Consider the following 23,750-nt stretch of genomic DNA (forward strand, 5'->3'; position numbering starts at 1 on the left):
CACCGTCCCGGGAGGACTGCCATGACCCGCAACCTCATCCCCGCCCTGATCCTGATCGCCGTCGGCGTCCTGTTCCTGGCCAACAACCTGGGCTGGACCAATGTCGGCCTGGGCCGCCTGGTCGCCACCTGGTGGCCGCTGGTCCTGATCGCCGTCGGCGTCGGCCTGCTGGTCAAGGGCAGGCGCGCCTGAGCCGCACCCCGAATGCGGGGATCGTTGCGGCCCCGGCTTGAGCCTCAGGACTCGAAGCCGTCGGCGAACACGGCGTCGACCGGCGCCTGGTCGATGCGGGCCGCGTAGATGCCGCCGGAAACGTACACCTGGTTCGCACTGCCCAGCGCCATGCCGGTGGTGGTGCCGCCCGGCAGCAGGACCGACCAGGCGGTGCTGCCGTCGGCAGCAACCTTGGCCACGCCCATGGCAACCAGGGTCGAGCCGCTGAGATAGGCGCTGCCCTCGGCGTCGACGAGCATCGCCGAGTGCAGCAGCAGCCCGACGCCGCTGGCATCGGGATTGGTCCAGAGCAGGTCGCCTGCCGCGCTGAACCGGGCGAACGTGGCACCGCCCGCGTTGGCGCTGGGGAAGCCGCCGAGTACCGGCGAGCCATCCGGCGCGACCTCGACCCGGAACGCGCTCATCGGGTGGCTGCGCTCCCACAGGATCTCGCCGACGGGCGACAGCTTGCGCAGGCGGGTGCCCGGGCCGGCGGGTTCGGCGAACACCACGTAGCTGTTGCCCTGGGCATCGCCGGCGATGTCGCCCGCGGTCAGGCTGGGAATGCCGACCAGGGACCAGACGGTCTGGCCCTGCGCGTCGATGCGCGCGAAACCCTGGACCGCGCCGATCAGGCCGCGGCCGGCGATGACGAACTGGCCATCGGGCGTCCGCTTGATCATGGTCGGCTGGCCGATGCCGGCCTGGTCGCACCAGATCCAGCCCGGGCTGCCGTCGGCATCGAACCGGCGCACCGTGGCCATCAGGCGGGCCGGGCAGACCCCAAGGCCGAGGACATGGGCGCGGTCTTCGGGGTCGACCACCAGGCGGCGCGTCGACGAGCCGTCGAAGTCGCTGCCATAGACGCGTCGCCACAGCAGTGCGCCGTTGGGGGCGAACTTCATCAGCACGCTGGCGGCGTTGGCCGGGTTGGCGAAGCCGGAGCGCACGGTGCCCGACACCAGCACGTTGCCGCCACTGTCGGCGGCGACGAAGGTGGCGACCTCGTGGCGGCTGCTGTCGAGGTTGTCGAAGCGCGCCTCCCAGATCACCGTGCCGGCGGCATCGCGCCGGGCGACATGGATGTCGCCGGCGGGGTTGTAGTCCCAGCGCGCAGTGAACACGTTGTCGTCGGCGTCGCGGGCCACGGCGACCCCACCAGGCTCGTTGATCCAGGCGGTGGTCTGTGCGGGCACGGCGTCGGCGGCCAGGGCAAGGGCCAGGGTGGCGAGAACGGTCCTCATGGCCGGTTCGTCCTCAGCGCTTCGGGCAGGTGCTGATGCCCAGCAGCGCATAGGCCGGACAGACCCCGGTCAGTCCGGTCAGCAGCGGCACGATGCCCAGCAGCCCCCAGGGCGTCCGGGGGCCCAGCACGGTCAGGCTGAGCACGGCCAGGCCGACCAGGATGCGCAGCGTGCGGTCGACGGTTCCGGCATTGGCTTTCATGGGTGGGTGCTCCGGTGGCGGGGTGTTTCCATCCTGCGCCGGTCCGGCTGCCGTGTCGGTGACCCAGGTTACCGAGCACCCGGTACGTCGGCTCACCCCTCCCCGGGACCCTCCGGACCCACCTGCGCGAACCTCGCCAGGGGGTCCGGCGCCAGCACCCGGATGCGCTCGCGCGCCAGGTCCACCCAGCCGTCCTCGGAGAAATGGTGCAGCAGCCGGGTGACGATCTCCCGCACGCTGCCCAGGTCGTCGGCCAGCGCCTGGTGGGTGACGTGCAGCACCGGGGCGCGCGCCACCAGCAAGCGCGCAAGGCGCTGGTCGACGCGCTTGAAGGCGACCTCCTCGATCAGCGCGACCAGCCCGGAGAAGCGTTCGGCGAACAGTGCGAACACGAACTGCCGGAACGGCGGATGGCTGGCCAGGAGCGCCTCGAACAGGGCGCGCGGCAGCACGCGCAGCACCAGGTCCGTGCGCGCCACGCCGCGCGCGTTGTACGGCCGCTCGCCCAGCAGGCAGCCCTGGGTCAGCACGCAGGAGCCACCGGCGAGCACGCTGTACAGGTACAGGCTCCGGCCACCGGCGGAGGTCTTGAGCACGCGCACCTCGCCGGCCATGACCAGCGGGAAGCCCGTGCAGGCGGACCCCTCGTCGAACAGCGTGCTGCCGGCCGCAAGATTCAGCGTGCGAAGCGCGGAGTGCGCCAGCGAGAGATGGCCGGGCAGCCCCCTCAGGCAGGGATACAGCGTCAGCAGGTGTTCGGACTGCACAGCGACCATGCCCGCCTCCCCTCGCCGCGATCGCCCGATCTAAGCACAAACATGGGGCATCTGGAGCCAGCGGGCCCGCGCCGGGCGGTCCTGCGTGTGACCTTCTGGGGCGCCCTGGCGATGGCGCTCACCGCCGGGGTGGGCGCGCTGTTCGGGGTGGCGGCCTGAAGGCGTCGGCATCGAACCGCCAGCGGCAACGTTCGCGGGAGCACCAAAGGCCCGCCCCCGGTAGCCGCCCGGCTCCCTACTTGCCGATGCAGAAGCTCGAGAAGATCGCCCCCAGCAGGTCGTCGGGGGTGTGCGAGCCGGTGATCTCGCCCAGCGCCAGGTGGGCCAGGCGCAGGGCCTCGGCGCACAGCTCGAAGGCCTGTTCGTCGGTCAGGTGGCGGTAGGCGTCGTCGAGGCGGGTGGCGGTGCGCTGCAGGGCCTCGACATGGCGGGCGCGGGCGCTGAAGGCGCCTTCGCCGGCGCCGGTGGCGCCGGCCAGGCGGGCCAGGTGGTCGACCAAGGCGTCGATGCCCTCGCCGGTCTGCGCCGAGACCGCCAGCACGGTGCCGCCGCCGCCGGCGGCGCGCGCCAGCGCCGCGGCGCGGGTGTCGGCGGCCAGCAGGTCGATCTTGTTCAGCACCGCGGTCAGGCCGGCGCCGTCCGGCAGGGCGGCGACCGGGCCGGGGTCGGCCTCGGGATCGGCGGCGTCGCGCACGTGCAGGACGTGGTCGGCGCGGGCCAGCTCGGCACGGGCGCGGCGCACGCCCTCGGCCTCGATGGCGTCGCCGGCCTCGCGCAGGCCGGCGGTGTCGACCAGGGTCAGGCCGACCTCGCCCAGGCGGATCTCCTCGCGCAGCACGTCGCGGGTGGTGCCCGGCACCGGGGTGACGATGGCGCGCTCGCTGCCGGCCAGGCGGTTCAGCAGAGACGACTTGCCGGCGTTCGGGCGGCCGGCCAGCACCACCACCTGGCCGTCGCGCAGGCGCTGGCCGTGGCGGGCGGCCGCCAGCAGGGCCGCCAGGCGCCGGCGCGCGGCGTCCAGCCGGCCGGCCAGGGCGCCGCCGGCGAGCAGTTCCAGTTCCTCCTCGGGGAAGTCGATGCCGGCCTCGACCTCGACGCGCAGGGCGACCAGGGCGTCGAGCAGTTCGTGCACCTGGCGGGAAAACACGCCGTCCAGCGAGCGGCGCGCGGCGCGCGCGGCGGCCAGGCTGCCGGCGGCGACCAGGTCGGCGACCGCCTCGGCCTGGGCCAGGTCCAGGCGGCCGGCCAGGAACGCCCGTTCGCTGAACTCGCCGGGCCGGGCCGGACGGGCGCCCAGGGCGTACAGGCGGTCGAGCAGGGCCTGCAGCAGCACCGGGTTGCCGTGGCCGTGCAGTTCCACGACATCCTCGCCGGTGAACGAGGCCGGGCCGGGGAAGGCGATCGCCAGGCCGTCGTCCAGGACCTGACCGTCGCCATCCCGGAAACGCACGAACTGCGCCCGGCGGGGCACCAGGACCCGGCCGGTCAGGCGCCGGCCCAGGTCCAGGGCGTCCGGTCCGGACACCCGGACCACGCCGATGCCGGCCCGCCCGGCACCGCTGGCAAGGGCGGCAATGGTGTCCCGTTCACACATGGTCTGGAAGGATAACGGCCCCCGGGCACCTGGCCGACCCGGGCCACCGGCTGCCGGACCATGACTTCCGGCTGCCGCACGAGGTGACTTCCGGCCCTGTCCGCGGCTGTCCGCAACCGGACAATTGCAGCCGTACCTTTGCCCCCCGGGAGAACCCCATGTCCAAGCGCGCTCGCTGGCTGCTGCCGGTCGCCATCATCGGCGTCGCCGTGTTCGTCGCCGCCGGCCTGATCAAGAGCCGGCCCGAGCCCCCCAAGAAGGACACGCCGCCGACGCAGCCGCTGGTCGAGGTCGAGCCGGCACGGCCGTTCGCCGGCGAGTTCATCCTGACCGCGCAGGGCACGGTGGCGCCGCACACCGGCACCACCCTGGTGTCCGAGGTGAACGGCGCGGTGGTCGAGGTCTCCGATTCCTTCCAGGTCGGCAACTTCTTCCGGCGCGGCGAGGTGCTGCTGCGGATCGACGCCAAGGACTACCAGGCGGCCCTGCGCCGCGCCGAGGCCCAGGTCGCCAACCGCCAGGCCCTGCTGGCCCAGGAACAGGCCCGTGCCGACCAGGCGCGCCGCGACTGGGAAAACCTGCGTCGCCCGGGCATGCCCAGCGACCTGGTGCTGCGCGTGCCCTACGTCGCCGAGGCGCAGGCCAACCTGCGTTCCGCCGAGGCCGACCTGCAGCAGGCGCGCATCAATCTCGAGCGCACCGTGATCCGGGCCCCCTACGACGGCCTGCTGCGCGAGAAGCGCGTCGACCTCGGCCAGTACCTGGGTACCGGCACCGCGGTTGCGGTCGTCAATGCCATCGACCGCGCCGAGGTGCGCGTGCCGCTGACCAGCCTCGATGCCGCCTTCCTGCCCCTGCCCGGCCCCGGCGACGAGCCGCACCCGGTGACCCTGCGTGCCAGCGTCGGCGGCGAACAGCAGCGCTGGCCGGCCCGCCTGGTGCGCTCGGAGAACGTCATCGACGAGCGCTCGCGGGTGCTGTACGCGGTGGTCTCGGTCGACGATCCGTATGGCGTGCTGGGCCGTCGCAACGGCCCGCCGCTGCCGTTCGGCACCTTCGTCGAAGTCGACCTGCCGGCCACCATCGGCCACCAGGTGGTCGGCGTGCCGCGCCATGCCGTGCGCGGCAGCAACCAGCTGATGACCGTCGACGCCGACGGCCGCCTGCGCCTGCGCGAGGTGGTGATCGTCCGCGCCGACACCAGCCACGCCTTCATCGACGGCGGACTGGAGCCGGGCGAGCGGGTCGTGGTGTCGACCCTGGATGCGCCGGTCGACGGCATGGCAGTGCGCACCCGCGACCCTGGCCTCGGCCTGGACACCGCGGTCGCCCAGGTGCCGGCCAACCGCAACACGCTCGACGAGTTCGGTGTCGACGACGCCCTCGCCGCCGATGAAGAAGCCGACCTGCGCTCCGGCGACGGCGGCGAAAACGACGGGGAGTGATGGCCATGTCCGCCGATCCGCGGCAACCGCCCACCGGCCTTATCGCCTGGTTCGCCCGCAACCCGGTCGCGGCGAACCTGCTGATGATGGTCATCATGGTCTCCGGCCTGGTGTCCTATTTCGGCATCCAGAAGCGCACCTTCCCGGAGTTCGAGAGCAACATGGTGCAGGTCACCGTCCCCTACCTCGGCGCCGCACCGGCCGAGGTCGAGGATGGCGTGCTGATCAAGGTCGAGGAGGCGATCGCCGACGTCGAGGGCATCAAGGAGATCCGCAGCTTCGCGGTCGAGGGCTCGGGCACGGTGCAGATCGAGCTGCTGACCGGCCAGGACATCGCCAAGGCGCTGGCCGACATCAAGATGCGCGTCGACGGCATCTCGACCCTGCCGGCCGAGACCGAGCGGCCGATCGTCTCGGAGATGCTGTTCGAGCAGCAGGTCATCTGGGTCACCGTGTACGGCGACCTCGACGACCGCGCCCGCAAGTCGCTGGCCCGGCAGGTCAGGGACGAGCTGCAGCTGCTGCCCGGCGTGCGCAAGGTCAACCTGGTCGGCGACCGCAACTACGAGATCGCCATCGAGGTCTCCGAGGCCAACCTGCGCAAGTTCGGGATGACCTTCGAGGAGGTCGCCCTGGCGGTGCGCCGGTCCTCGCTGGACCTGCCCGGCGGCTCGGTGAAGACCGAGGCCGGCGACATCCTGCTGCGCACCATCGGCCAGGTCTACAGCGGCAACGAGTTCGCCGACATCGTGCTGCGCACCGATCCGGACGGCACCCGTCTGCGCCTGTCCGACGTCGCCACGATCCGCGACGACTTCGCCGAGACCGAGAACTACGCGCTGTTCGCCGGCAAGCCCTCGCTGAGCATGTCGGTGATCGCCTCGGACGGCGGCAACGACATCGCGATCAGCGACGCGGTCAACAGGTACGTCGCGGAAAAGCGCGGCCAGATGCCGCCCGGCGCCGAACTGGCGGTCTGGGGCGACAGCTCCTTCTACCTGAAGGACCGTCTCAACATGATGGTCCGCAACATGCTGGCCGGCACCCTGCTGGTGTTCCTGTGCCTGGCGCTGTTCCTGCGCCTCAAGCTGGCCTTCTGGGTCGCCCTGGGCATCCCGATCTGCTTCCTGGGCGCCCTGTGGCTGATGCCGGTCGGGCCGTTCGCCACCAACATCAACCTGCTCAGCCTGTTCGGCTTCCTGCTGGTGCTCGGCATCGTCGTCGACGACGCCATCGTGATCGGCGAAAGCGCCTACACGGAAACCCAGCGCCACGGGCAAAGCGTCGACAATGTGATCCGTGGCGCCAAGAAGGTGGCGCTGCCGGCGACCTTCGGCGTGCTCACCACGATGGCCGCGTTCGGCCCGCTGATGTTCGTCGAGGGCAACGCCGCGGTGTTCCTGACCTCGGTGTCGTGGGTGGTGATCCTGTGCCTGTTCTTCTCGCTGGTCGAGTCCAAGCTGATCCTGCCCGCGCATCTGGCGGGCATGAAGCCGCTGTCGGCACAGCCGGGACGGCTGGCGCGCATGCAACGGCGCTTCTCCGGGGGGCTCGAGACCTTCATCGAGCGGGTCTACCGGCCCCTGCTCGAGCGCGCCCTGGCCTGGCGCGGCGTGACGCTGTCGCTGTTCCTGGCCTGCGTGATCCTGGCCTTTGGCCTGCTCGGCGGCGACAAGGTCCGCTTCATCTTCTTCCCCGACGTGCCCAGCGACTTCATCAACGCCAGCCTGCGCCTGGCCGACGGCAGCGCGCCCAGCGCCCGAGACGCCGCCCTCGAGCGCATGCAGTCCGCGATCGACGCGGTCGAGGCCGACTACAAGGGCGAGTTCCCGGACGCCGAAGGCACCCTGGTCAACCACGCCCTGGTGTTCACCAACGGCGATACCGGCGGCACCCTGGTACTCGAGCTCACCAAGGGCGAGACCCGCGAATGGGACGCCTACGAGATCAGCAACCGCTGGCGCGAGAAGGTCGGCGAGATCGCCGGCGCCCGCGAGCTGCGCATCTTCGCCAGCACCAATCCCGGCGGACGGCCGATCGACTTCCGGCTGACCGGCGAGGACAACGACCAGCTCGAGCGGGCTGCCGACGCACTGGTGCAGCGGCTGCGCGCCTATGAGGGCGTCTATGACGTTGTCTCGACCATCAACACCGGTGCCCAGGAGATCCGCCTGAAGATCAAGCCGGCAGCGCAGGCCCTTGGCCTGAGCCAGATCGACCTCGGCCGCCAGGTGCGTCAGGCCTTCTACGGCGAGGAAGCGCAGCGCATCCAGCGCGGCAAGGACGAGGTGCGCGTGATGGTGCGTTACCCGCGCGCCGAGCGGCAGTCGCTGGCCAACCTGGAGCAGATGCGCATCCGCACGCCGGCCGGCGAGCTGGTGCCGTTCGCGCAGGTCGCCGAGGTCGAGATCGGCACCAGCTACTCGCGCATCAACCGGGTCGACCGCAACCGCACGGTGCGCATCCAGGCCGACATCGACACCTCGATCACCAGCGCCGAGAAGGTCCTGCCGGAACTGCGCCGCGACTTCCTGCCGCAGCTGCTGCGCGACCACCCCGGCGTGCGCGAGCTGGCCGGCGGTTCGCAGGCCGAGCGCGAGAAGATGCAGAAGCAGATGAACAACGCGCTGATCATGTCGATGTTCCTGATCTACGCGCTGCTGGCGATCCCGCTGAAGTCCTACGCGCAGCCGCTGATCATCATGTCGGTGATCCCGTTCGGCGTGATCGGCGCGGTGTTCGGCCACTGGATCACCGGCGTCAGCTTCTCGATGATGAGCCTGTTCGGCGTGATCGCGCTGGCCGGCGTGGTGGTCAACGACTCGCTGGTGATGACCGACTTCATCAACCGCGCCCGCCGCGAGGACGGCCTGCCGGTCGAGGAGGCGGTCGTGCAGTCCGGCACCCAGCGTTTCCGCGCCGTGCTGCTGACCTCGCTGACGACGTTTTTCGGCCTGGTGCCGATCCTCATGGAGCGCAGCCTGCAGGCCCAGTTCATCATCCCGATGGCGACCTCGCTGGCGTTCGGCATCCTGTTCGCGACGGTGATCACCCTGTTCCTGATCCCGACCCTGTACCTGATGCTCTACAACCTGCGCGAGCGTGTGCGCCGCCGTCGTGGCCTTCCGGCCACGGCGGCCTCCGTGCCGGGCTGACCCTCCCCCGGCACGGCCGGGCCCCGGCGGCATCCCTCCAGCCGCCGGGGCTGGCCACCCGATGGCCGGGCCGGCCTGCGTCCCGGACCCGCTGCCCGTCGTTGGCCGGAACAACCGGCACCCCGGCTGGCGTCATCAGCGGCCCCTCACGATTCCTGCACGCCGTCTTGATGATGACGGGGGTCCACTGGCGGCCAGAGCAGGGAGAGGGCCATGTTCCGCCCAGTCATCATCGCAACCCTGGCGCTGGCTCCACTGCTGTCGGCGCACGCAGACCCGCGCTTCGAGGTCGTCGACCTGAGCGCCCTGCTGCCGGCCAACGGCGGCAGCCAGCTCGTCGACCTGCGCGACAACGGGACCGCCAGCGGCATGCTGCTGGGCAGCGGCTCGCGCTGGAAGCCGGTGGTCTGGCGCGGGCACGTCGAGGGCGATGTCGAGGTGTTCGACGGCGGCTTCTACGACGAACACTTCCTGCGCGCCGGCAACGGCAATGGACTCATCGTCGGCCAGCTCCCGGGCAGCAGCATCGGCTGGGCGCGGGTCGGCAATGCGCTGCAATGCATTCCCACGCCCAACGGCTGCGGGGCGGCCGCCCTGTACCTGGCCAGCATCGGCAACGACGTCAACGAGTCGGGCGAGATCGTCGGTCAGCGCGCCCTGGCCTTGCCGGGCGGCGGCTTCCGCTTCGAGGCCTACCGCGCCCGTGTCGATGGCCAGGGCAACTTCCTGTTCCAGGGACTGGGGCTGTACGAGGAAACCTTCAACACCTCGGCCCAGGCGATCGACAACCTCGGCCGGATCGCCGGCTTCGCCACCCTGAACGCGGTCGGCGCCCAGCAGCAAGCCCTGCTCTGGACCGACGCGGGGATCCGCGTCCTCGGCCCGCCGGGCCGCAATCGGCGACCGACAGCGATCAGCGACAGCGGTCGTGTGGTCGGTGTCGAGCGCGGACCGGGCAACGGCCCTGGCGGCTTCTTCGCGCTGCGCTGGCATGTCGACGATCCGGCGCAACCGGGCGAGGTCCTGCCTGCTCTGTCGGGGGCGATCAGCACGCTCGCCAACGACGTCAACGACGCCGGCAGCGTGGTTGGCACCGCCCAGCTCGACGACTCGCCCCTGGGCAGCCGGGGCTGGCTGCTGGAGGGCGGTACCCTTCAGGACCTCAACGACCTGCTGCCTGCCGGCTCGCCCTGGCTGATCCTTGCCGCCAACGCGATCAACACGCCGGGCGACATCGCCGCGACCGCCCGCTTCGGGTCGACGCCAGGCACCCGGGCCGTGCTGCTGCGCCGCCTTCCCCACGACGCCATCTTCGCCAGCAGCTTCGCGGGGCCCTGAGCCGTCGCAGCCAGGAACCGGGGTACACGATCCCGACGCGTCGAAGGCCAGCGCGCTCGCCTGGTCGGGCGTTCGCGCAGTGGCGCAGCACAGGCGTCCACCCCGGGTCGACGGCCACATGGCCCACCGGCAGGGGACCACAGGCATTCCCGACAAACACCTGCGCATCCGGGCTGTGCCGGCGACAGCGATGTCCCGCACCTGAAAGGCGCTGTCCGTCACCGTCACGGCATCCAAGGCGGCACGGCGAGCCGAACGCTTGCGCAATGGCCCGCAGGCGGCCTTTGCCGGCATCGAGTTGGCCCCCTCCGCCGGAGACCGCGACAGGTCCGGGCGCTTGGCCGGCTGGTGCTGAGCGCGCAGCCGGGTCGCCGGTGTTCGCCTGTCCCCTCCACGGACGTTCCTACGTAGGGAGTGAGTACCTCATCACACCCAGGGGAAAATAATGCGCACGCCCTCCCGTCCCGGACCGATGGTCGCCGCCGCGGCCCTGGTCACCCTCGCCGCCGGCCTGGCCGGCTGGACAGCCACGACGCCGGTAGTCGCCTCCTCGACCGACCCGGCAACGCGACTTGCCAGCCACCTGGGCCTGCCCGCGCAGCGTCTGTCCCAGCTGGTGGTCGCCCCGGAAAGACTGCTGGATGGCACCGAACTGCTCACCCTGAAAGCCGTCGATACCGCCACCGGCGACATCGTCGGCGTCACCCTGGCCGGCGACCGGGCGGTCGACCGACGCGAGGAAATCGCCCGTGCCGGCGCCGCCTGGCGTGCCGTGAACGGCGCCCTGACCCCGGCCCTGCTGGAGCTGCTCGGCCGTACGGCCGCCGATGCGCCGGTCGAGGTCGATGTCTGGTTCGGTTTCGACCCGCCCGAGGCGCTGGCCCTGCGCGGACCCGCAAAGCCGCTGCACGACGAGCCGCCTGCCGATATGCAGGCCGAGCTGGCCGCCGCACTGGCGGCAGAGGCGGACGCGGCGCTGTGGGCCGCGACCCGGGATCCGGGCAAGACCGAGGCGGACGTCCCGCTGTCCGGAACCGACGCGGCGGCCGTGCTGGCCGATGCGGCACCGGTGGCCGGCACCGGCGCGCCTGCGGCAACCGAGAAGTCCGCGGACGAGCAGGCCCGCCCGGATGTCTCCGAAGCACAGGAGACGGCGGCGCGCGCCGCGCTGGCCGAGCAGGATGCCCGCGACGCGGACTACCTGGCCGAGCTGGGCGCCGCCCTGGTTGCCGTGCGCATGCCGGTGCTCGATGCCCTGGCCGGCGCCGGTGCCGAAATCCTGGAAACCAGCGACATCGTGCCGTCGGTGATCATCCGCGCCGACAAGGCGACTTTGTTCAGGGTCGCCCGCCTGGCGGGGGTCGACGCCATGTATCCGCGCTCGCCGGAGGAGCAGCCCGAACTGGGCAATGCCCGGGTCACCCAGAACGCCAACCTGGTCACCGATGCCGGCGCCTCGGCCGGCGCCTACACCGGCACCGGGGTGGCCGTTGCGGTCACCGAGAGCGGCCGCGTGTTCGGCGAGAATCCCTTCCTGACCGTCGACAGCTACTGCAACGCCGGCGCCGCCGGCAGCGACCACGCCACCGCCGTGGCGGGCTTCATCGCCAGCACCCATGCCACCCACCGTGGCCTGGCGCGCAACGTCACCCTGCGCAGCGCCAATTGCGCGGCCTCGGTCGAGACCCGGGTCGACTGGGGCGCCAGCAACGCCCGCGTGCTCAACCACAGCTTCTTCACGGAGAACAACCCCGGCAGCGGCAGCTTCAACGCCCTGGACCGCAGGCTGGACTACATCGCGCGCGTGCTCGCGGACTTTCCGGTCAAGTCCTCCGGCAACGTCGGCAACGGTTGCGTCTCGAACGGCTTCTCGTCGAACTTCGTGACCTCGCCCGGCAAGGGCTACAACACGATGACGGTGGGCAACTTCAACGACCTCAACACCCAGGGCTGGGGCGACGACGCCATGGCCAACTGCTCCAGCTTCGGCAACCCCACCGGCGACAGCGCCAGCGGTTCCCACCAGAAGCCGGAAATGGTCGCGGTCGGCACCAACATGCAGGGCACCCTGGTCAGCACCAACAGCGCCACCGCGGTGGGCGGCGTCGGCGGCGGCACCAGCTACTCGGCGCCGCAGGTCGCCGCCACCGCGGCCAACATGATCCAGGCCGACACCAGCCTGGGCCCGCATCCGCAGGCGCTGAAGCCGATCCTGATGGCCGGTGCCCTGCACAACATCGAGGGTGCCGCCCGGCTGTCCGACCGCGACGGCGCCGGCGCCCTGGTCGCCGCCACCAACCTGGTGACGGTGGAGCGCGGCCACTTCGACTTCCGTTCCCTGGCTGCCGCCGACCTGCCGTTCAACCTCTTCATGCTGGCCAAGGCCGGCGAGCGGGTGCGGGTGGCGATCCACTGGCAGTCCAATCCAAACGCTGCCTACACCACCGATCCCCTGCCTGCCGACATCGACCTGCGCGTGTACCGGGGCGACGGCACCACCCTGGTCGCCAGCTCGACCAGCGTGAACAACCCCTTCGAGATCGTCGACTTCGTGGCCCCGGAGACCGACATCTTCCAGATCCGCGTCAGCCTGTTCGGCAGCTGGTCGGGCGGCGGCACCTGGTTCGGTGGCGGCTGGTGGCGGGGCGTCGACCGGCTGTCGAACGGCTACTGGCAGAGCGGCTCGACGCCGGGGCCGATGGGCCATCACTACGAGCTGCGTCCGACCGAGGCGACCCCCAGCAACTACTGGCATGGCGTCGCCGTGCGACCCAACACCGCCGACTACGACCTGCAGCTCTACGACCGCAGCTGGTTCGACGACCCGGCCGGCCGGCAGATGCTGAACAGCTCGGCGTTGGCCGGCTCGGCGCTGGACTTCGTGCTGGTCGACGGCAACCACTGGCCCAGCGGCAACCGGCAGTTCTGGCGGGTACGCAACTTCAGCGGCACCGGGGCCTACCAGCTCAGCGCCGGCAAGCACGGCACGTTGATCGGCGCGAACACCGGGGGCCTGCTCGGCCCGTACACGCTCAACGCGGTGCAGTCGCTGTTCATCGCCGACATCAGCTTCAGCGCCGACTCCATGCGCCGCATACGGCTGATCCCGGCGGCCGGCAGCAACGACGACTTCGGCCTGGCGCTGTTCCGCTCGACCGGCACCGACGCCACCACATGGACGCGGCGCAGGGGCCAGGCGGTCGCCCAGTCCGACACCGGCGGCGTCGGCGCGGGCGAGGCGATCCGCTACCGCTACGACGGCACCAGCAGCGACTGGCTGGGTCTGGCGGTGTTCAACAAGACCTACAACAGCGCCGCGGAGTTCTACCTGCAGGTCAAGCCTTCGTCGCTGTTCAACGACGGCTTCGAGACCTGGTAAGGCTGCGTCGGACGGGGGCCTGGCGCCCCGTCCGGCCGCCTGCGCCCGGACGCCGCTCGGCGCCGCCGGGCGCCATTGTCTTTGCCCGGGGCCGCCCCTACTGTGCCTGTTCCCTCCGGAGCGCACCGTGGCCGACGCCCTTCCCCCGATCGACGACACCAGCGAACTGGCCGACTGGCTGGCGGGCGGCTGCCGCAAACCCGCCGACTGGCGGATCGGCACCGAACACGAGAAGTTCGGCTTCATCTGGGACGACCTGCGACCCTTGCCCTACGAGGGCGAGCGCTCGATCCGGGCCGTCCTCGAGGGCCTGCGCGAGCGCTACGGCTGGCACGGCGTGCACGAGGGCGAGACCCTGATCGCCCTGGTCGACGATACCGGCGCCAGCATCACCCTGGAACCGGCCGGCCAGCTCGAGCTGTCCGGTGCCCAGCTCGAGCACCTGCACCAGACCTGCAGGGAGGTCAACGCCCACCTGGCCCAGGTCAAGGCAGTCGCCGACCCGCTCGGCATCGGCTTCCTGGGCATGGGCTTCCAGCCGAAATGGCCGCGCGAGGAGATGCCCTGGATGCCCAAGGGCCGCTACCGCATCATGCGCGAGTACATGCCCAAGGTCGGCGGCCTGGGCCTGGACATGATGACCCGCACCTGCACGGTGCAGGTGAACCTGGACTTTTCCAGCGAAGCCGACATGGTGCGCAAGTTCCGCGTCGCGCTCGCCCTGCAGCCGGTGGCCACCGCGCTGTTCGCCGACTCGCCGTTCAGCAATGGCCGGCCGAACGGCTTCCTGAGTTACCGCTCGCACATCTGGACCGACACCGATCCTGACCGCACCGGCATGCTGGACTTCGTCTTCGAGGACGGCTTCGGCTTCGAGCGCTACGCCGACTACCTGCTCGACGTGCCGATGTACTTCGTGTACCGGCACGGCCGCTACATCGACGCCAGCGGCCAGAGCTTCCGCGACTTCCTGGCCGGCCGCCTGCCGGCCCTGCCCGGCGAGCGGCCGACCCTGAAGGACTGGGCCGACCATGCCACCACCGCCTTCCCGGAGGTGCGCCTGAAGCGCTACCTGGAGATGCGCGGCGCCGACGGCGGGCCCTGGAACCGTCTGTGCGCCCTGCCGGCGTTCTGGGTCGGACTGCTGTACGACCAGACCGCGCTGGATGCCGCCTGGGACCTGGTCAAGGACTTCAGTCCCGCCGAGCGCCACGGCCTTCGCGACGGCGTGCCGCGCCAGGCGCTGAAGACGCCGTTCCGCACCGGCACCCTCAACGACCTGGCGCGCGAGGCGCTGACGATCGCCGCGCACGGCCTGGCCCGGCGCGCGCGCCGCAACCGCCACGGTGCCGACGAACGCGTCTTCCTGGAGCCGCTGCTGGAGTTCGTGGCCAGCGGCAGCTGCCCGGCCGAGCGCAAGCTCGAGCTGTACGAGGGCGACTGGAAGCACAGCGTCGATCCCCTGTTCAGGGAGTTCGCCTACTGACGCCGATCCGGGCGCGGCCGCCGCGGTGTGCCAGAATCCGGGACGATACAGGCATGGGCCGGGCGGCAGGCCTGCCCTGGTCGGTGGCGCCGGCGATCCGGCCAGTGAACTACCCCAGCCATGCATTCGCCCACTTCCGAGAATCCGAGATGAGCCAGATCGAAGCGCGTGCCCTGCAGGACGACGAACTGCAGCAGCTCGACCAGCTGCTGGAGACCTACGGCGACGCCGACGAGCGCATGGACCTGGAGATGCTCGACGGCTTCGCCTGCGCCATCGCCCTGGCGCCGCAACCGCTCGACCTGACCAGCCAGGCCGACGAGGTGATGGGCCGTGCACCGGCCTGGCAGGAGGGCGACGAGGCCGTGTTCACCGGCCTGCTGGCCAGGTTCGAGGTGCGCATCGCGCAGCGTCTGGCGGAGACCGGCGATCCCGACGATCCGGCCAGCCTGGAACGGCAGATGCCGCTGATCGCCTTTCCCGAGGACATCGACCTCGACGACCTCGACGAGGACGACGACCCGATGGCGGCGCTGCCGGCGGATTTCCCTGCCGGCCTGGGCTGGGGCATCGGCTTCATGGCCGGCGTCGGCCTCGACGAGGACGGCTGGGACCGCTGGGCGGAAGCCGACGAGCGGGTCGCCGAACTGCTCGACCAGGCCATGGAGCTGACCCTGTGCGAGCCCGAGCAGCTCCAGGAGATCGGCGACCCGGAAGGCGAGCTGCCCAGCCTGGACGACCGCATGTCGATCCTGGCCGGCCTGCCCGGCCTGCTCGCGGCGGTGCGGGCCGCGCGCCCGGCCGGCTCGACGCGCCGCCACTGACCGCGCGCCACGCGTCGCCCGGCGCGCGCCATCGATCGCGCGCGGCCGCGTCTGCGCCGCGATTTGCGGTCGCCACGGTGGCCCGTCGCGCCTCAGCATCTGCGTTCCTGCCGCCCGCGCCCGCCATGTAGGCTTCGCCGATGGACAAGAGATCCGAAGACGCCTTCGAAGCGGCCCGCGCCAGCGACTTCGTGCCCTCCGACGGCCCCCTGCGCGGCGACGTGCGCCGGCTGGGGGCGCTGGTCGGCGAGTTGCTGGCGGACCAGGTCGACGTCGCCTTCCTGGAGGCGATCGAGGCGATCCGGCAGGCGTCGATCCGGCGCCGCGAGACCGATGCCCCGGTCGACGAGCTGGGCGCGCTGCTGTCGAGGGTGCCCGACGACCGGGTGGAGCCCACCGTGCGCGCCTTCGCCGCCTTCTTCCAGGCCGCCAACCTCGCCGAGCGCGTGCATCGCATCCGTCGCCGGCGGGATTACCAGCGTGCCGGCGCCGCACCGCAACCCGGCGGCCTGCATGCGGTGATGCTGGCGCTCCGGGAGGCCGGCGTCACGCTCGGTGAGCTGGGCGAACTGCTGCCCAGGCTGCGCATCGAACCGGTGTTCACCGCCCACCCGACCGAGGCGGTGCGGCGCGCCCTGCTCGAGAAGGAACGCACCCTGGTCGCCTGCCTGGTCGGCGACATCGATGGCGGCCGCACGCCGGACGAACGCCGCACCGACGAGGCGCGCATGCGCATGGCCCTGACCAGCGCCTGGCAGACCGCCGATGCGGCGCCCGAGAAGCCGCGGGTCAGCGACGAATTCGAGCACGTCAGCTTCTACCTCACCGAAGTCCTGTACCGCGTGGTGCCGGTGTTCTACGAAGTGCTCGAGGACGCCATCGTGCAGGCCTGGGGCGCGTTGCCCGCCGTGCCGCCGGTGCTGCGCTTCGGCACCTGGGTGGGCGGCGACATGGATGGCAACCCCAACGTCGGCGCCACCACAATCGCCGGTGCCCTGGGCGTGCAGCGGGCGCTGGTGCTCGAGGCCTACCGCCACGACCTGCGCCATCTCGGCGACCTGCTCAGCCAGACCCCGTCGCGGATCGGCATCGATGCCGCGGTGCTGGCGCGCCTGGCGCGCTACCGGGAGATGCTGCCGGAGGCTGCCGCCCGATTGCGCCCGCGCCATGCCGACATGCCGTACCGCCAGTTGCTCGGCCTGATGGCCGCCAGGCTGGCGGATACGGCGCGCGACGGCGAGGCCGCCTACCCCGGGCCGGGCGCCCTGCTCGACGACCTGGCGCTGCTGGCCACCAGCCTGGCCGGCAATCGGGGCGAACACGCCGGCCTGTTCGCGGTGCAGCGGATGCAGCGCAAGGTGCAGACCTTCGGGTTCCACCTGGCCGGTCTCGATGTCCGTCAGGATTCCGGCGTGCACGCCGTGGCGGTGGCGGCGCTGCTGGGCGACCCGGACTGGCCGGCGCGCAGCGCCGGCGAGCGTGCCCGCAGCCTGGCACCGTTGCTGGCAGGCAGTGCGGCCGCGGTGGCCGGCGAGGGTCCGCAGCCCGCGCGCGCCAGCCTGGCGGTGTTCCGGACCCTGGCGCAGGCCCGGGTCCGCTACGGCGAGGCCGCGGTCGGCCCCTACATCATCAGCATGAGCCGCTGCGCGGCCGATGCCCTGGCCGTGCTGGCGCTCGCCCGCGCCGGCGGTTGCGTCGACGACCACGGCTCGGTCCCGCTGGACGTCGCGCCGCTGTTCGAGACCGTGCACGACCTCGCCGGTGCGCCGGCGGTCTTGCAGGCGCTGCTGGCAGATACCGCCTATCGCGCCCATCTGGCGCGCCGCGGCCAGCGCCAGATGGTGATGCTGGGCTACTCCGACAGCGCCAAGGACGGCGGCCTGGCGGCCGCCCGCTGGGCCTTGCAGCGCGCCCAGGTGGAGCTGTCCGAGCTGGGCCGCGCCGAGGGCGTCCACGTCGAGTTCTTCCATGGTCGCGGCGGCTCGATCAGCCGCGGCGGCGGCAAGACCGAACGGGCGGTGATCGCCGCGCCGCGCGGTTCGGTCGACGGCGCGCTGCGGGTCACCGAGCAGGGCGAGGTGATCCATCGCAAGTACGGCATCCGTTCGTTGGCCCTGCGCAACCTTGAGCAGACCACCGGTGCGGTGCTGCGCGCCAGCCTGCGGCCGCGCCCGGCGGAGCCGCGCGAGGCGCATTGGCGCACGGTGATGGAAGACCTGGCCGGCAATGCGCGCGCCGCCTACCGCGGGCTGGTCCACGAGCATCCGGACTTTCCCGCCTACTTCCGCGCCGCCACGCCGATCGACGTGATCGAGCGCCTGCGCATCGGCTCGCGGCCGTCCAAGCGTCCCGGCGGCGACGGCCGGCCGGCTGGCGTGGAATCGCTGCGCGCCATCCCCTGGGTGTTCGCCTGGTCGCAGAACCGCGCCGGCCTCACCGCCTGGTACGGCGTCGGCAGCGGCCTGGCCCATGCCGTCGCCCGCTTCGGGCTGGACGACGTCCGTGCGATGGCGTGCGACTGGCCGTTCTTCCAGACCTTCATCGACGACGTCGAGATGGTGCTGGCGAAGTCCGACCTGGCGATCTTCGAGCGCTACTCGCGCCTGGCCGGACCCCTGCACGCGGCGATGTATCCGGCGATCGCCGCGGAGTTCGAGCGGACCCGCAGCCAGGTGCTGGCGATCAAGGCGGCCGACGAACTGCTGGCCGGCGACCGCCGCCTGCGCCTGTCGATCCGGTTGCGCAACCCCTACGTCGACCCGATCAGCCTGCTGCAGGTCGATCTGCTGCGCCGCTGGCGCGACGGCGGACGCGTCGACGAGTCCCTGTTCCACGCCCTGGTCACCACCGTCAACGGCATCGCCGCCGGCGTGCAGAACACCGGCTGAGCGGTCACCACGCCAGGCCCGGGTGGCACGCGCACCAGCGGCTATCCTCGGGGGCGATCGGACCGGAAGGAGCGCGCGAACATGGCAAGGATCTTCGCCACTTTGATGACGCTGCTGGCCGTGGCTGCCTGCAGCCGGGTGAATGCCGGGGGTGAGGCCGCCCCCGGCCAGACGGACTGGTGGGGCCGCCTGCAGGACCTGTGCGGGCAGGCGTTCGAAGGGCGCCTCGTGCGCGCGCCGGACGACGACACGACCTTCCGCGGCCGGCGCGCGGTGATGCACGTGCGCGACTGCTCCGCGCAGCAGGTGCGCATCCCCCTGGTGATCGACGACGACCGCTCGCGGACCTGGGTGTTCCGGCGCGAGGGCGGTCGCATCGAACTGCGCCACGACCACCGGCACGAGGACGGCTCGCCGGCTGCGGTCACCCGGTACGGCGGCTACACGGTGAACGCCGGCAGTGCCGACACCCAGATGTTCCCGGCCGACGACCTGACCCTGGCTGCGATCCCCGGCAGTGGCCTGCGCAGCGTCTGGCTGGTCGAGATACACCCCGGCGAACGATTCGTGTACGCGGCGAACAGGGTCGGCACGATGCGCGGCTTCCAGGTCGATTTCGACCTGAGCCAACCGGTCGAGGCGCCGCAGCCACCGTGGGGCTGGCAGGACTGATCCCGGGCGAACGCCGTTGCGGGGTGCGCGGCAGGTGTCGCGGGGGTGCGAGCCCGCGCGACTTTACGTATCATCCGATGCCATGGACGTGGCGCAGGGGCAGACCACGGTTTTCCTGCTGCAGCGCGCGCGCGACGGCGACGCCGCCGCCCGCGAGGCGCTGTTCGCACGCGTGCTTCCCCTGCTGCGGCGCTGGGCGCACGGCCGCCTGCCGACCTGTGCGCGCGACCTCAACGAGACCAACGACCTGGTCCAGGTCACCCTGGTCCGGGCGATGAACCGCCTGGCGTCGTTCCAGGCCGAGGGCACGGGCGCCTTCCTCGCCTACCTCCGGCACATCCTGCTGAACGCCGTCAAGGACGAGGTCCGCCGCAGCCGGCGTCGGGGCCTGCGCGAGGCCCTGGACGACCATCCGGTCGCCGATCCGTCCGCCGGCGTCGTCGAACGGCTGGTCGGTGCCGAGGATCTGGCCCGATACGAGGCGGCGCTCGCCGCCTTGCCGGAACGACAGCAACAGCTGCTGATCCTGCGTGTCGAGTTCGGGATGAGCTTTCCCGAGATCGCCGCGGAGACCGGCAGCAGCCCCGACGCTGTTCGGATGATGGTCAACCGGGCGTTGGCGATGCTGGCTGCGGAGATCGGCCATGGGCAGGACGGACAGGCGGACTGAGACGGATCCGGGCGACGGCCGGGCGCTGGTCGAGCGCATCGCCCGTGCCTATCGCGAGGCCGGTGGCGACGCCGCCGCCGACGCGGTTCCTGGGGCGTCCGACCGCGACCTGGCCGGCCAGCGGATCGGACCCTGGCGCCTGCTGGCACGGATCGGCCGTGGCGGCATGGGCGAGGTCTACCGGGCAGAGCGGGCCGACGGGGGCTATCAGGCGCAGGTCGCCGTCAAGCTGCTGCGCGCCGGCATCGACGGCGCGGCGCTGGCGCAGCGCTTCCGGCGCGAGCGCCAGATCCTGGCCAGGCTCGAGCATCCCGGCATCGCGCGCCTGATCGACGGCGGCAGCAGCGAGGACGGCCTGCCGTACCTGGCCATGGAACTGGTCGACGGCACCGACCTGCTGAGCCACGCCCGCGCCCGGCGCCTGGACCTCGCCACCCGGCTGCGGCTGTTCATCGCCGTCTGCGACGCCGTGGCCTGCGCGCACCGGAACCTGGTCGTGCACCGCGACCTCAAGCCGTCGAACATCCTGGTCGACGAATCGGGCCGGGTGCGCCTGCTGGACTTCGGCATCGGCAAGCTGCTTGAACACACCGGCAACGAGGACGCCACGCTGACCCGCACCGAGTTGCTGCCGATGACCGTGGCCTATGCCGCACCCGAGCAGATCCTGGGCGAACCGGTGTCGACGGCGACCGACGTCTACGCCTTGGGCGTGCTGTTGCACGAGCTGCTGACAGGGACCCGTCCGCACCTGCGCGAGGGCCGCAGCCTGCCGGCGCTGGCCAGCGCCGTGGATACCGAGCAGCCGACCTTGCCCAGCGAGGCACTGGCGCGCAGCCAGGCCGGCGCGGCCGACCGCCCCGGCGATCGCCGCCTGCCGCGGCTGTTGCGCGGCGACCTGGACACCATCGTTCTGACCGCGCTGCGACGCGAACCGGACCGGCGCTACGCCTCCGCCGCCGCGCTGGCGGAGGACCTGCGTCGCCACCTGGAGGGGCAGCCGATCCGCGCCCGTCCGGACAGCCGTGCCTATCGGCTGGCCAAGTTCCTTCGGCGCCACCGCCTCGGCGTGGTTGCCGCCGCCCTGGTGCTCTGCGCCCTGGTCACCGGTGTCGTACTGGCCCTTTCGCAGGCGCAGCAGGCCCGCGTGCAGGCGCAGCGGGCGGAACAGGCCTACCAGTTGCTGCTGTCGCTGTACCGCGACCACGATCCGCTCAGTCGGGCCCGTCTGGAGCAGGCGCGACCGGCGCAACTTCTGGTCGAGGCCGCCGAACGCGCCGCCACGCAGATGGCGGGCGACCCGGCGCAGCTCGCACGTACCTACACCGACCTCGCCGAGCTGCTGGCCAATCTCGGCGACCTGGATCGCGCCGAGCACCTGGTCCAGGAAGCCTTGTCGCTGCGTCGGGGCCAGCTGCCGCCCGGGCATCCGGATCTGGCGCGTTCGGCGATGGTCGCCGCGCATCTGGCGCGCTTGCGCGGCCGCCATCAGGCAGCAGGCGCGCTTGCCGACGAGGCGGCCGCAGCCCTGCTCGAGGCACTGGGCCCCGACCACCCCGACAGCCTGCGCGCCCAGGCGATGCGGGTGCTGCCGATGCTGCACGCCGGCGGCATCGACGAGGCGATCGCCCTGGCCCGCGGCCTGGTCGAGCGCCAGCAGGCACTGACCGGTCCGGCCCACGTCGATACGGCGCGCCGCTGGCAGGAACTGGCGGTGGCACTGGAACACGCCGATCGCGTGCAACCGGCCCTGCAGGCCATCGAACAGGCCCGTACCGCGCTGATCGCCGCGCTGGGCGAAGGGCATCCGGCGCTGTTCTCCATCGAGACCACGCGCGGCGACCTGCTGCGCCGTCTGCGCGACTATCAGGGCGCGGTCACCGCCTACCAGCGATCGCTCGATCTCGCGCTCGGCCACCTCGGCCCCGACCATCCCCTGCTCGCCGGTGTCTACGCCCGCCAGGCCGACATGCTGCGCCGACTCGGCCGGCTGGATGAGGCCGACCGGGTGCTGGAGACCGCAGCGGCACTCGCGGGCGCCGCCGACCGCATCGACCAGCTGGCCCAGATCCTCGCCTTCCGGGGTCGCGTCGCACGTGCCCGCGAGGATTGGCCGGCGGCGATCGAACTGCATCGGCAAGGTCTGGCCCATGCCCGTCAGGCCTGGGGCGAGGAGGGTGCCATGACCCTCAATGCCGGCGTCGCCCTGGCCCGGACCCTGGCCGAGGCGGGCGACGGCGATGCCGCCAACCAGGTGTTGCAGCCGCTGCTGCCGCGCCTGCAGGCCCACAACGAGGGCCGCCATCTCGACCTGGCGGTGGCGCAGTTCACCCAGGCGCGGATCGCCGAGCTGGCCGGCGACCTGGATGACGCGGTGGCCTGGATCGCGCGCTGCCGGTCCACCCTGGCCGGCATCTATGGCCCCGACAGCCCGGCCACCCTGGCCGCGGCGATGACCGAGGCCGAGCTGCGCATTGCGCGCGGACACGACGACGACCTGGCCCGGGCCGGTGAGGATCTCGCGGCGGTGGGCGCCTTGCTGGAAGGCTATGGCGAAGCCGGGGAGCTCTCGCGCTACGACCTGCTGTGGCACCAGGCCGCGCTGGCCGCCCGGCTGGGCGATGCCGCACGCCGATCCTCGCACCTGCGCCAGCTTGCGGCGCTGCCGGCCTCGGGCTTCGCGCGCGAGCAGCGCCACAGGGAGGCGGCTCGCCTGGCGCTGGGCGACGACTGAGCGGCCGCTGTCGAGGGGGTGGTTGCCATGCACCCGCGTACCCGGCCAAGGTCCCTTCTCCTCGCCCGCCCTCCCCCGGTCCGACCCACTGCTGAGGCCAGTCCACCCGCGGGGACGCGACCGACGACCGGCATGGCCGACTGGCAACTGCGCTGCGGTGGCACCCGGCCCACGCGCAGCACATGCGGCGTCCCGTCGTCCCTGCGAGGGCCGGTGGCTGCCGTTACAGCCCTGACGGGCGTCCGCGCTAGCGCAAGGTGAAGAAGACCGTCGGCAGGCTGCTCCAGCTTCGGGTGAAGCTGCTGTGGTTGCAGGCTCGGAGCTGCACGACGCCGACACTGACCACCCGCACCGCCGTCAGGCTCATGTCTGCCGGCAGCGTCGCGCTGCTGCGCACGGCGACGAAGGGCGCATCGTCGAGCTCTGCGCCGGCAATGCCGACGTTGAAATCGTGACAGGTGTTGCCCGGGAGCGTGAGGTTGCCGAGGACCCCCGCCACACGGGCCCCCGCCATTCGCGTCAGGGTGATGGTGTTGCTGGCGATCTTGGCATTGTCGACGGCGCCGTTCTGAATGCTGGCATTCTGCACAGCATTGGCAGCGAGCTTTGCGGCGCTGACGGCGCCGTTCTGGATGTTGACTGTCTGCACGGCATTGATGGCGAGTACCCGGTTGTTTACCGCGGAATCGGCCAGCGCGGCATCGTTGATCGCATTGGGGACTACGGTCTGCGCGCGACGGGCGTAGGGCACCGGGTGCAACTGCGTTATCGGCGCGAGGATCTCGAACGGATCGGTGGAGCCGGCGTCCCGGATGCCGATCTCCAGATAGCGAACGAAGGTGCCGGGGTAGAGCGATGGGCTGGGACCGAAATCCAGCTCGACGGTGAACACCCCGGCGCTGACCGGCACGGCATCCAGGGTGACCGTGCCGATCCCGTTGAAGTCCGAGTTCACCAACCGGAACCGGAAGTCGTACAGACCGTGGGCGGGCTGGCCGCCGTCCTCCAGGGTTCCTTGGTAGCTGAAGGCGCTGCCCATGGCGCGGGCAACGGGGGCGGTGAGCAGGGCGGCCAGAAGCAGGCCGAGTGCGGTCAGCAGGCGGATCGCGGTCATGGTCGGGACTCCCGTT

At 71.8% G+C, this 23,750-nt stretch carries 16 protein-coding genes and 1 pseudogene; 12 read left to right on the plus strand and 5 right to left on the minus strand.

Annotation, left to right across the window (positions count from 1 at the left end):
* The first annotated feature begins 21 nt into the window (after window positions 1-21).
* Window positions 22-192: a hypothetical protein gene (locus tag KF823_00100; protein ID MBX3724304.1), complete on the plus strand. Its 171-nt coding sequence runs from the start codon at window positions 22-24 to the stop codon at window positions 190-192.
* Window positions 193-236: 44 nt separating this feature from the next.
* Here KF823_00100 and KF823_00105 read toward each other — a convergent pair whose 3' ends face one another.
* The 3 genes from KF823_00105 to KF823_00115 form a co-directional block, all read right to left on the minus strand.
* Window positions 237-1,457, minus strand: a complete 1,221-nt coding sequence (locus KF823_00105; protein ID MBX3724305.1) for a hypothetical protein — start codon at window positions 1,455-1,457, stop codon at window positions 237-239.
* A gap of 13 nt (window positions 1,458-1,470) precedes the next feature.
* Window positions 1,471-1,659 (minus strand): DUF2892 domain-containing protein, encoded by a 189-nt coding sequence (locus KF823_00110; protein ID MBX3724306.1) that lies wholly within the window; start codon window positions 1,657-1,659, stop codon window positions 1,471-1,473.
* A gap of 92 nt (window positions 1,660-1,751) precedes the next feature.
* A complete protein-coding gene (locus KF823_00115) occupies window positions 1,752-2,435 on the minus strand; it encodes a Crp/Fnr family transcriptional regulator (protein MBX3724307.1) in 684 nt (227 codons plus the stop codon).
* A gap of 84 nt (window positions 2,436-2,519) precedes the next feature.
* Between KF823_00115 and KF823_00120 the strand changes: the two are divergent.
* Window positions 2,520-2,594: pseudogene (locus tag KF823_00120) on the plus strand (VIT family protein).
* 76 nt (window positions 2,595-2,670) lie between these two features.
* On the opposite strand, the gene mnmE reads toward KF823_00120, so the two are convergent.
* Window positions 2,671-4,029, minus strand: a complete 1,359-nt coding sequence (gene mnmE, locus KF823_00125) for a tRNA uridine-5-carboxymethylaminomethyl(34) synthesis GTPase MnmE (GenBank protein MBX3724308.1) — start codon at window positions 4,027-4,029, stop codon at window positions 2,671-2,673.
* A 158-nt stretch (window positions 4,030-4,187) separates the two neighbouring features.
* Between mnmE and KF823_00130 the strand changes: the two genes are divergently transcribed.
* The 10 genes from KF823_00130 to KF823_00175 all read left to right on the plus strand — a co-directional run bounded on the left by KF823_00130 (window position 4,188) and on the right by KF823_00175 (window position 22,620).
* Window positions 4,188-5,474, plus strand: coding sequence for an efflux RND transporter periplasmic adaptor subunit (locus KF823_00130; GenBank protein ID MBX3724309.1), 1,287 nt, complete (start codon window positions 4,188-4,190; stop codon window positions 5,472-5,474).
* Window positions 5,475-5,479: 5 nt separating this feature from the next.
* Window positions 5,480-8,629 carry an efflux RND transporter permease subunit gene (locus KF823_00135; protein MBX3724310.1) on the plus strand — a complete coding sequence of 1,050 codons (3,150 nt, stop codon included), beginning with the start codon at window positions 5,480-5,482 and terminating at the stop codon, window positions 8,627-8,629.
* 213 nt (window positions 8,630-8,842) lie between these two features.
* Window positions 8,843-9,967: a hypothetical protein gene (locus KF823_00140; protein MBX3724311.1), complete on the plus strand. Its 1,125-nt coding sequence runs from the start codon at window positions 8,843-8,845 to the stop codon at window positions 9,965-9,967.
* Window positions 9,968-10,412: 445 nt separating this feature from the next.
* The gene (locus KF823_00145) at window positions 10,413-13,346 is read left to right on the plus strand and encodes a S8 family serine peptidase (GenBank protein MBX3724312.1); all 2,934 of its coding nucleotides are present in this window, start codon (window positions 10,413-10,415) and stop codon (window positions 13,344-13,346) included.
* 127 nt (window positions 13,347-13,473) lie between these two features.
* The gene (locus KF823_00150) at window positions 13,474-14,832 is read left to right on the plus strand and encodes a glutamate--cysteine ligase (protein ID MBX3724313.1); all 1,359 of its coding nucleotides are present in this window, start codon (window positions 13,474-13,476) and stop codon (window positions 14,830-14,832) included.
* Window positions 14,833-14,885: 53 nt separating this feature from the next.
* Window positions 14,886-15,656, plus strand: a complete 771-nt coding sequence (locus KF823_00155; protein MBX3724314.1) for a YecA family protein — start codon at window positions 14,886-14,888, stop codon at window positions 15,654-15,656.
* 140 nt (window positions 15,657-15,796) lie between these two features.
* Window positions 15,797-18,544, plus strand: a complete 2,748-nt coding sequence (ppc, locus tag KF823_00160; GenBank protein MBX3724315.1) for a phosphoenolpyruvate carboxylase — start codon at window positions 15,797-15,799, stop codon at window positions 18,542-18,544.
* A gap of 81 nt (window positions 18,545-18,625) precedes the next feature.
* Window positions 18,626-19,216, plus strand: coding sequence for a hypothetical protein (locus KF823_00165; protein ID MBX3724316.1), 591 nt, complete (start codon window positions 18,626-18,628; stop codon window positions 19,214-19,216).
* A gap of 82 nt (window positions 19,217-19,298) precedes the next feature.
* On the plus strand, window positions 19,299-19,886 hold the full coding sequence (locus KF823_00170) for a sigma-70 family RNA polymerase sigma factor (protein ID MBX3724317.1): 588 nt from the start codon (window positions 19,299-19,301) through the stop codon (window positions 19,884-19,886).
* Window positions 19,861-22,620 (plus strand): protein kinase, encoded by a 2,760-nt coding sequence (locus tag KF823_00175; GenBank protein ID MBX3724318.1) that lies wholly within the window; start codon window positions 19,861-19,863, stop codon window positions 22,618-22,620. Before KF823_00170 ends, KF823_00175 begins: the two co-directional genes overlap by 26 nt.
* A gap of 247 nt (window positions 22,621-22,867) precedes the next feature.
* Here the strand turns inward: KF823_00175 and KF823_00180 are convergent, their stop codons facing one another.
* Window positions 22,868-23,734 carry a hypothetical protein gene (locus tag KF823_00180; protein ID MBX3724319.1) on the minus strand — a complete coding sequence of 289 codons (867 nt, stop codon included), beginning with the start codon at window positions 23,732-23,734 and terminating at the stop codon, window positions 22,868-22,870.
* Window positions 23,735-23,750 lie beyond the last annotated feature (16 nt).

The organism is Lysobacterales bacterium, assembly GCA_019634735.1.
Lineage (GTDB): Bacteria > Pseudomonadota > Gammaproteobacteria > Xanthomonadales > UBA2363 > Pseudofulvimonas.

What these genes read in the sequence shown, in the direction of transcription:
- KF823_00130 (MBX3724309.1), top strand. Translation starts at nt 4,188, where the DNA reads ATGTCCAAGCGCGCTCGCTGGCTGCTGCCGGTCGCCATCATCGGCGTC.
- KF823_00145 (MBX3724312.1), top strand. Translation starts at nt 10,413, where the DNA reads ATGCGCACGCCCTCCCGTCCCGGACCGATGGTCGCCGCCGCGGCCCTG.
- KF823_00165 (MBX3724316.1), top strand. Translation starts at nt 18,626, where the DNA reads ATGGCAAGGATCTTCGCCACTTTGATGACGCTGCTGGCCGTGGCTGCC.
- KF823_00155 (MBX3724314.1), top strand. Translation starts at nt 14,886, where the DNA reads ATGGGCCGGGCGGCAGGCCTGCCCTGGTCGGTGGCGCCGGCGATCCGG.
- mnmE (MBX3724308.1), bottom strand. Translation starts at nt 4,029, where the DNA reads ATGTGTGAACGGGACACCATTGCCGCCCTTGCCAGCGGTGCCGGGCGG.
- KF823_00175 (MBX3724318.1), top strand. Translation starts at nt 19,861, where the DNA reads ATGGGCAGGACGGACAGGCGGACTGAGACGGATCCGGGCGACGGCCGG.
- KF823_00100 (MBX3724304.1), top strand. Translation starts at nt 22, where the DNA reads ATGACCCGCAACCTCATCCCCGCCCTGATCCTGATCGCCGTCGGCGTC.
- KF823_00105 (MBX3724305.1), bottom strand. Translation starts at nt 1,457, where the DNA reads ATGAGGACCGTTCTCGCCACCCTGGCCCTTGCCCTGGCCGCCGACGCC.
- ppc (MBX3724315.1), top strand. Translation starts at nt 15,797, where the DNA reads ATGGACAAGAGATCCGAAGACGCCTTCGAAGCGGCCCGCGCCAGCGAC.
- KF823_00170 (MBX3724317.1), top strand. Translation starts at nt 19,299, where the DNA reads ATGGACGTGGCGCAGGGGCAGACCACGGTTTTCCTGCTGCAGCGCGCG.
- KF823_00115 (MBX3724307.1), bottom strand. Translation starts at nt 2,435, where the DNA reads ATGGTCGCTGTGCAGTCCGAACACCTGCTGACGCTGTATCCCTGCCTG.
- KF823_00110 (MBX3724306.1), bottom strand. Translation starts at nt 1,659, where the DNA reads ATGAAAGCCAATGCCGGAACCGTCGACCGCACGCTGCGCATCCTGGTC.
- KF823_00180 (MBX3724319.1), bottom strand. Translation starts at nt 23,734, where the DNA reads ATGACCGCGATCCGCCTGCTGACCGCACTCGGCCTGCTTCTGGCCGCC.
- KF823_00140 (MBX3724311.1), top strand. Translation starts at nt 8,843, where the DNA reads ATGTTCCGCCCAGTCATCATCGCAACCCTGGCGCTGGCTCCACTGCTG.
- KF823_00135 (MBX3724310.1), top strand. Translation starts at nt 5,480, where the DNA reads ATGTCCGCCGATCCGCGGCAACCGCCCACCGGCCTTATCGCCTGGTTC.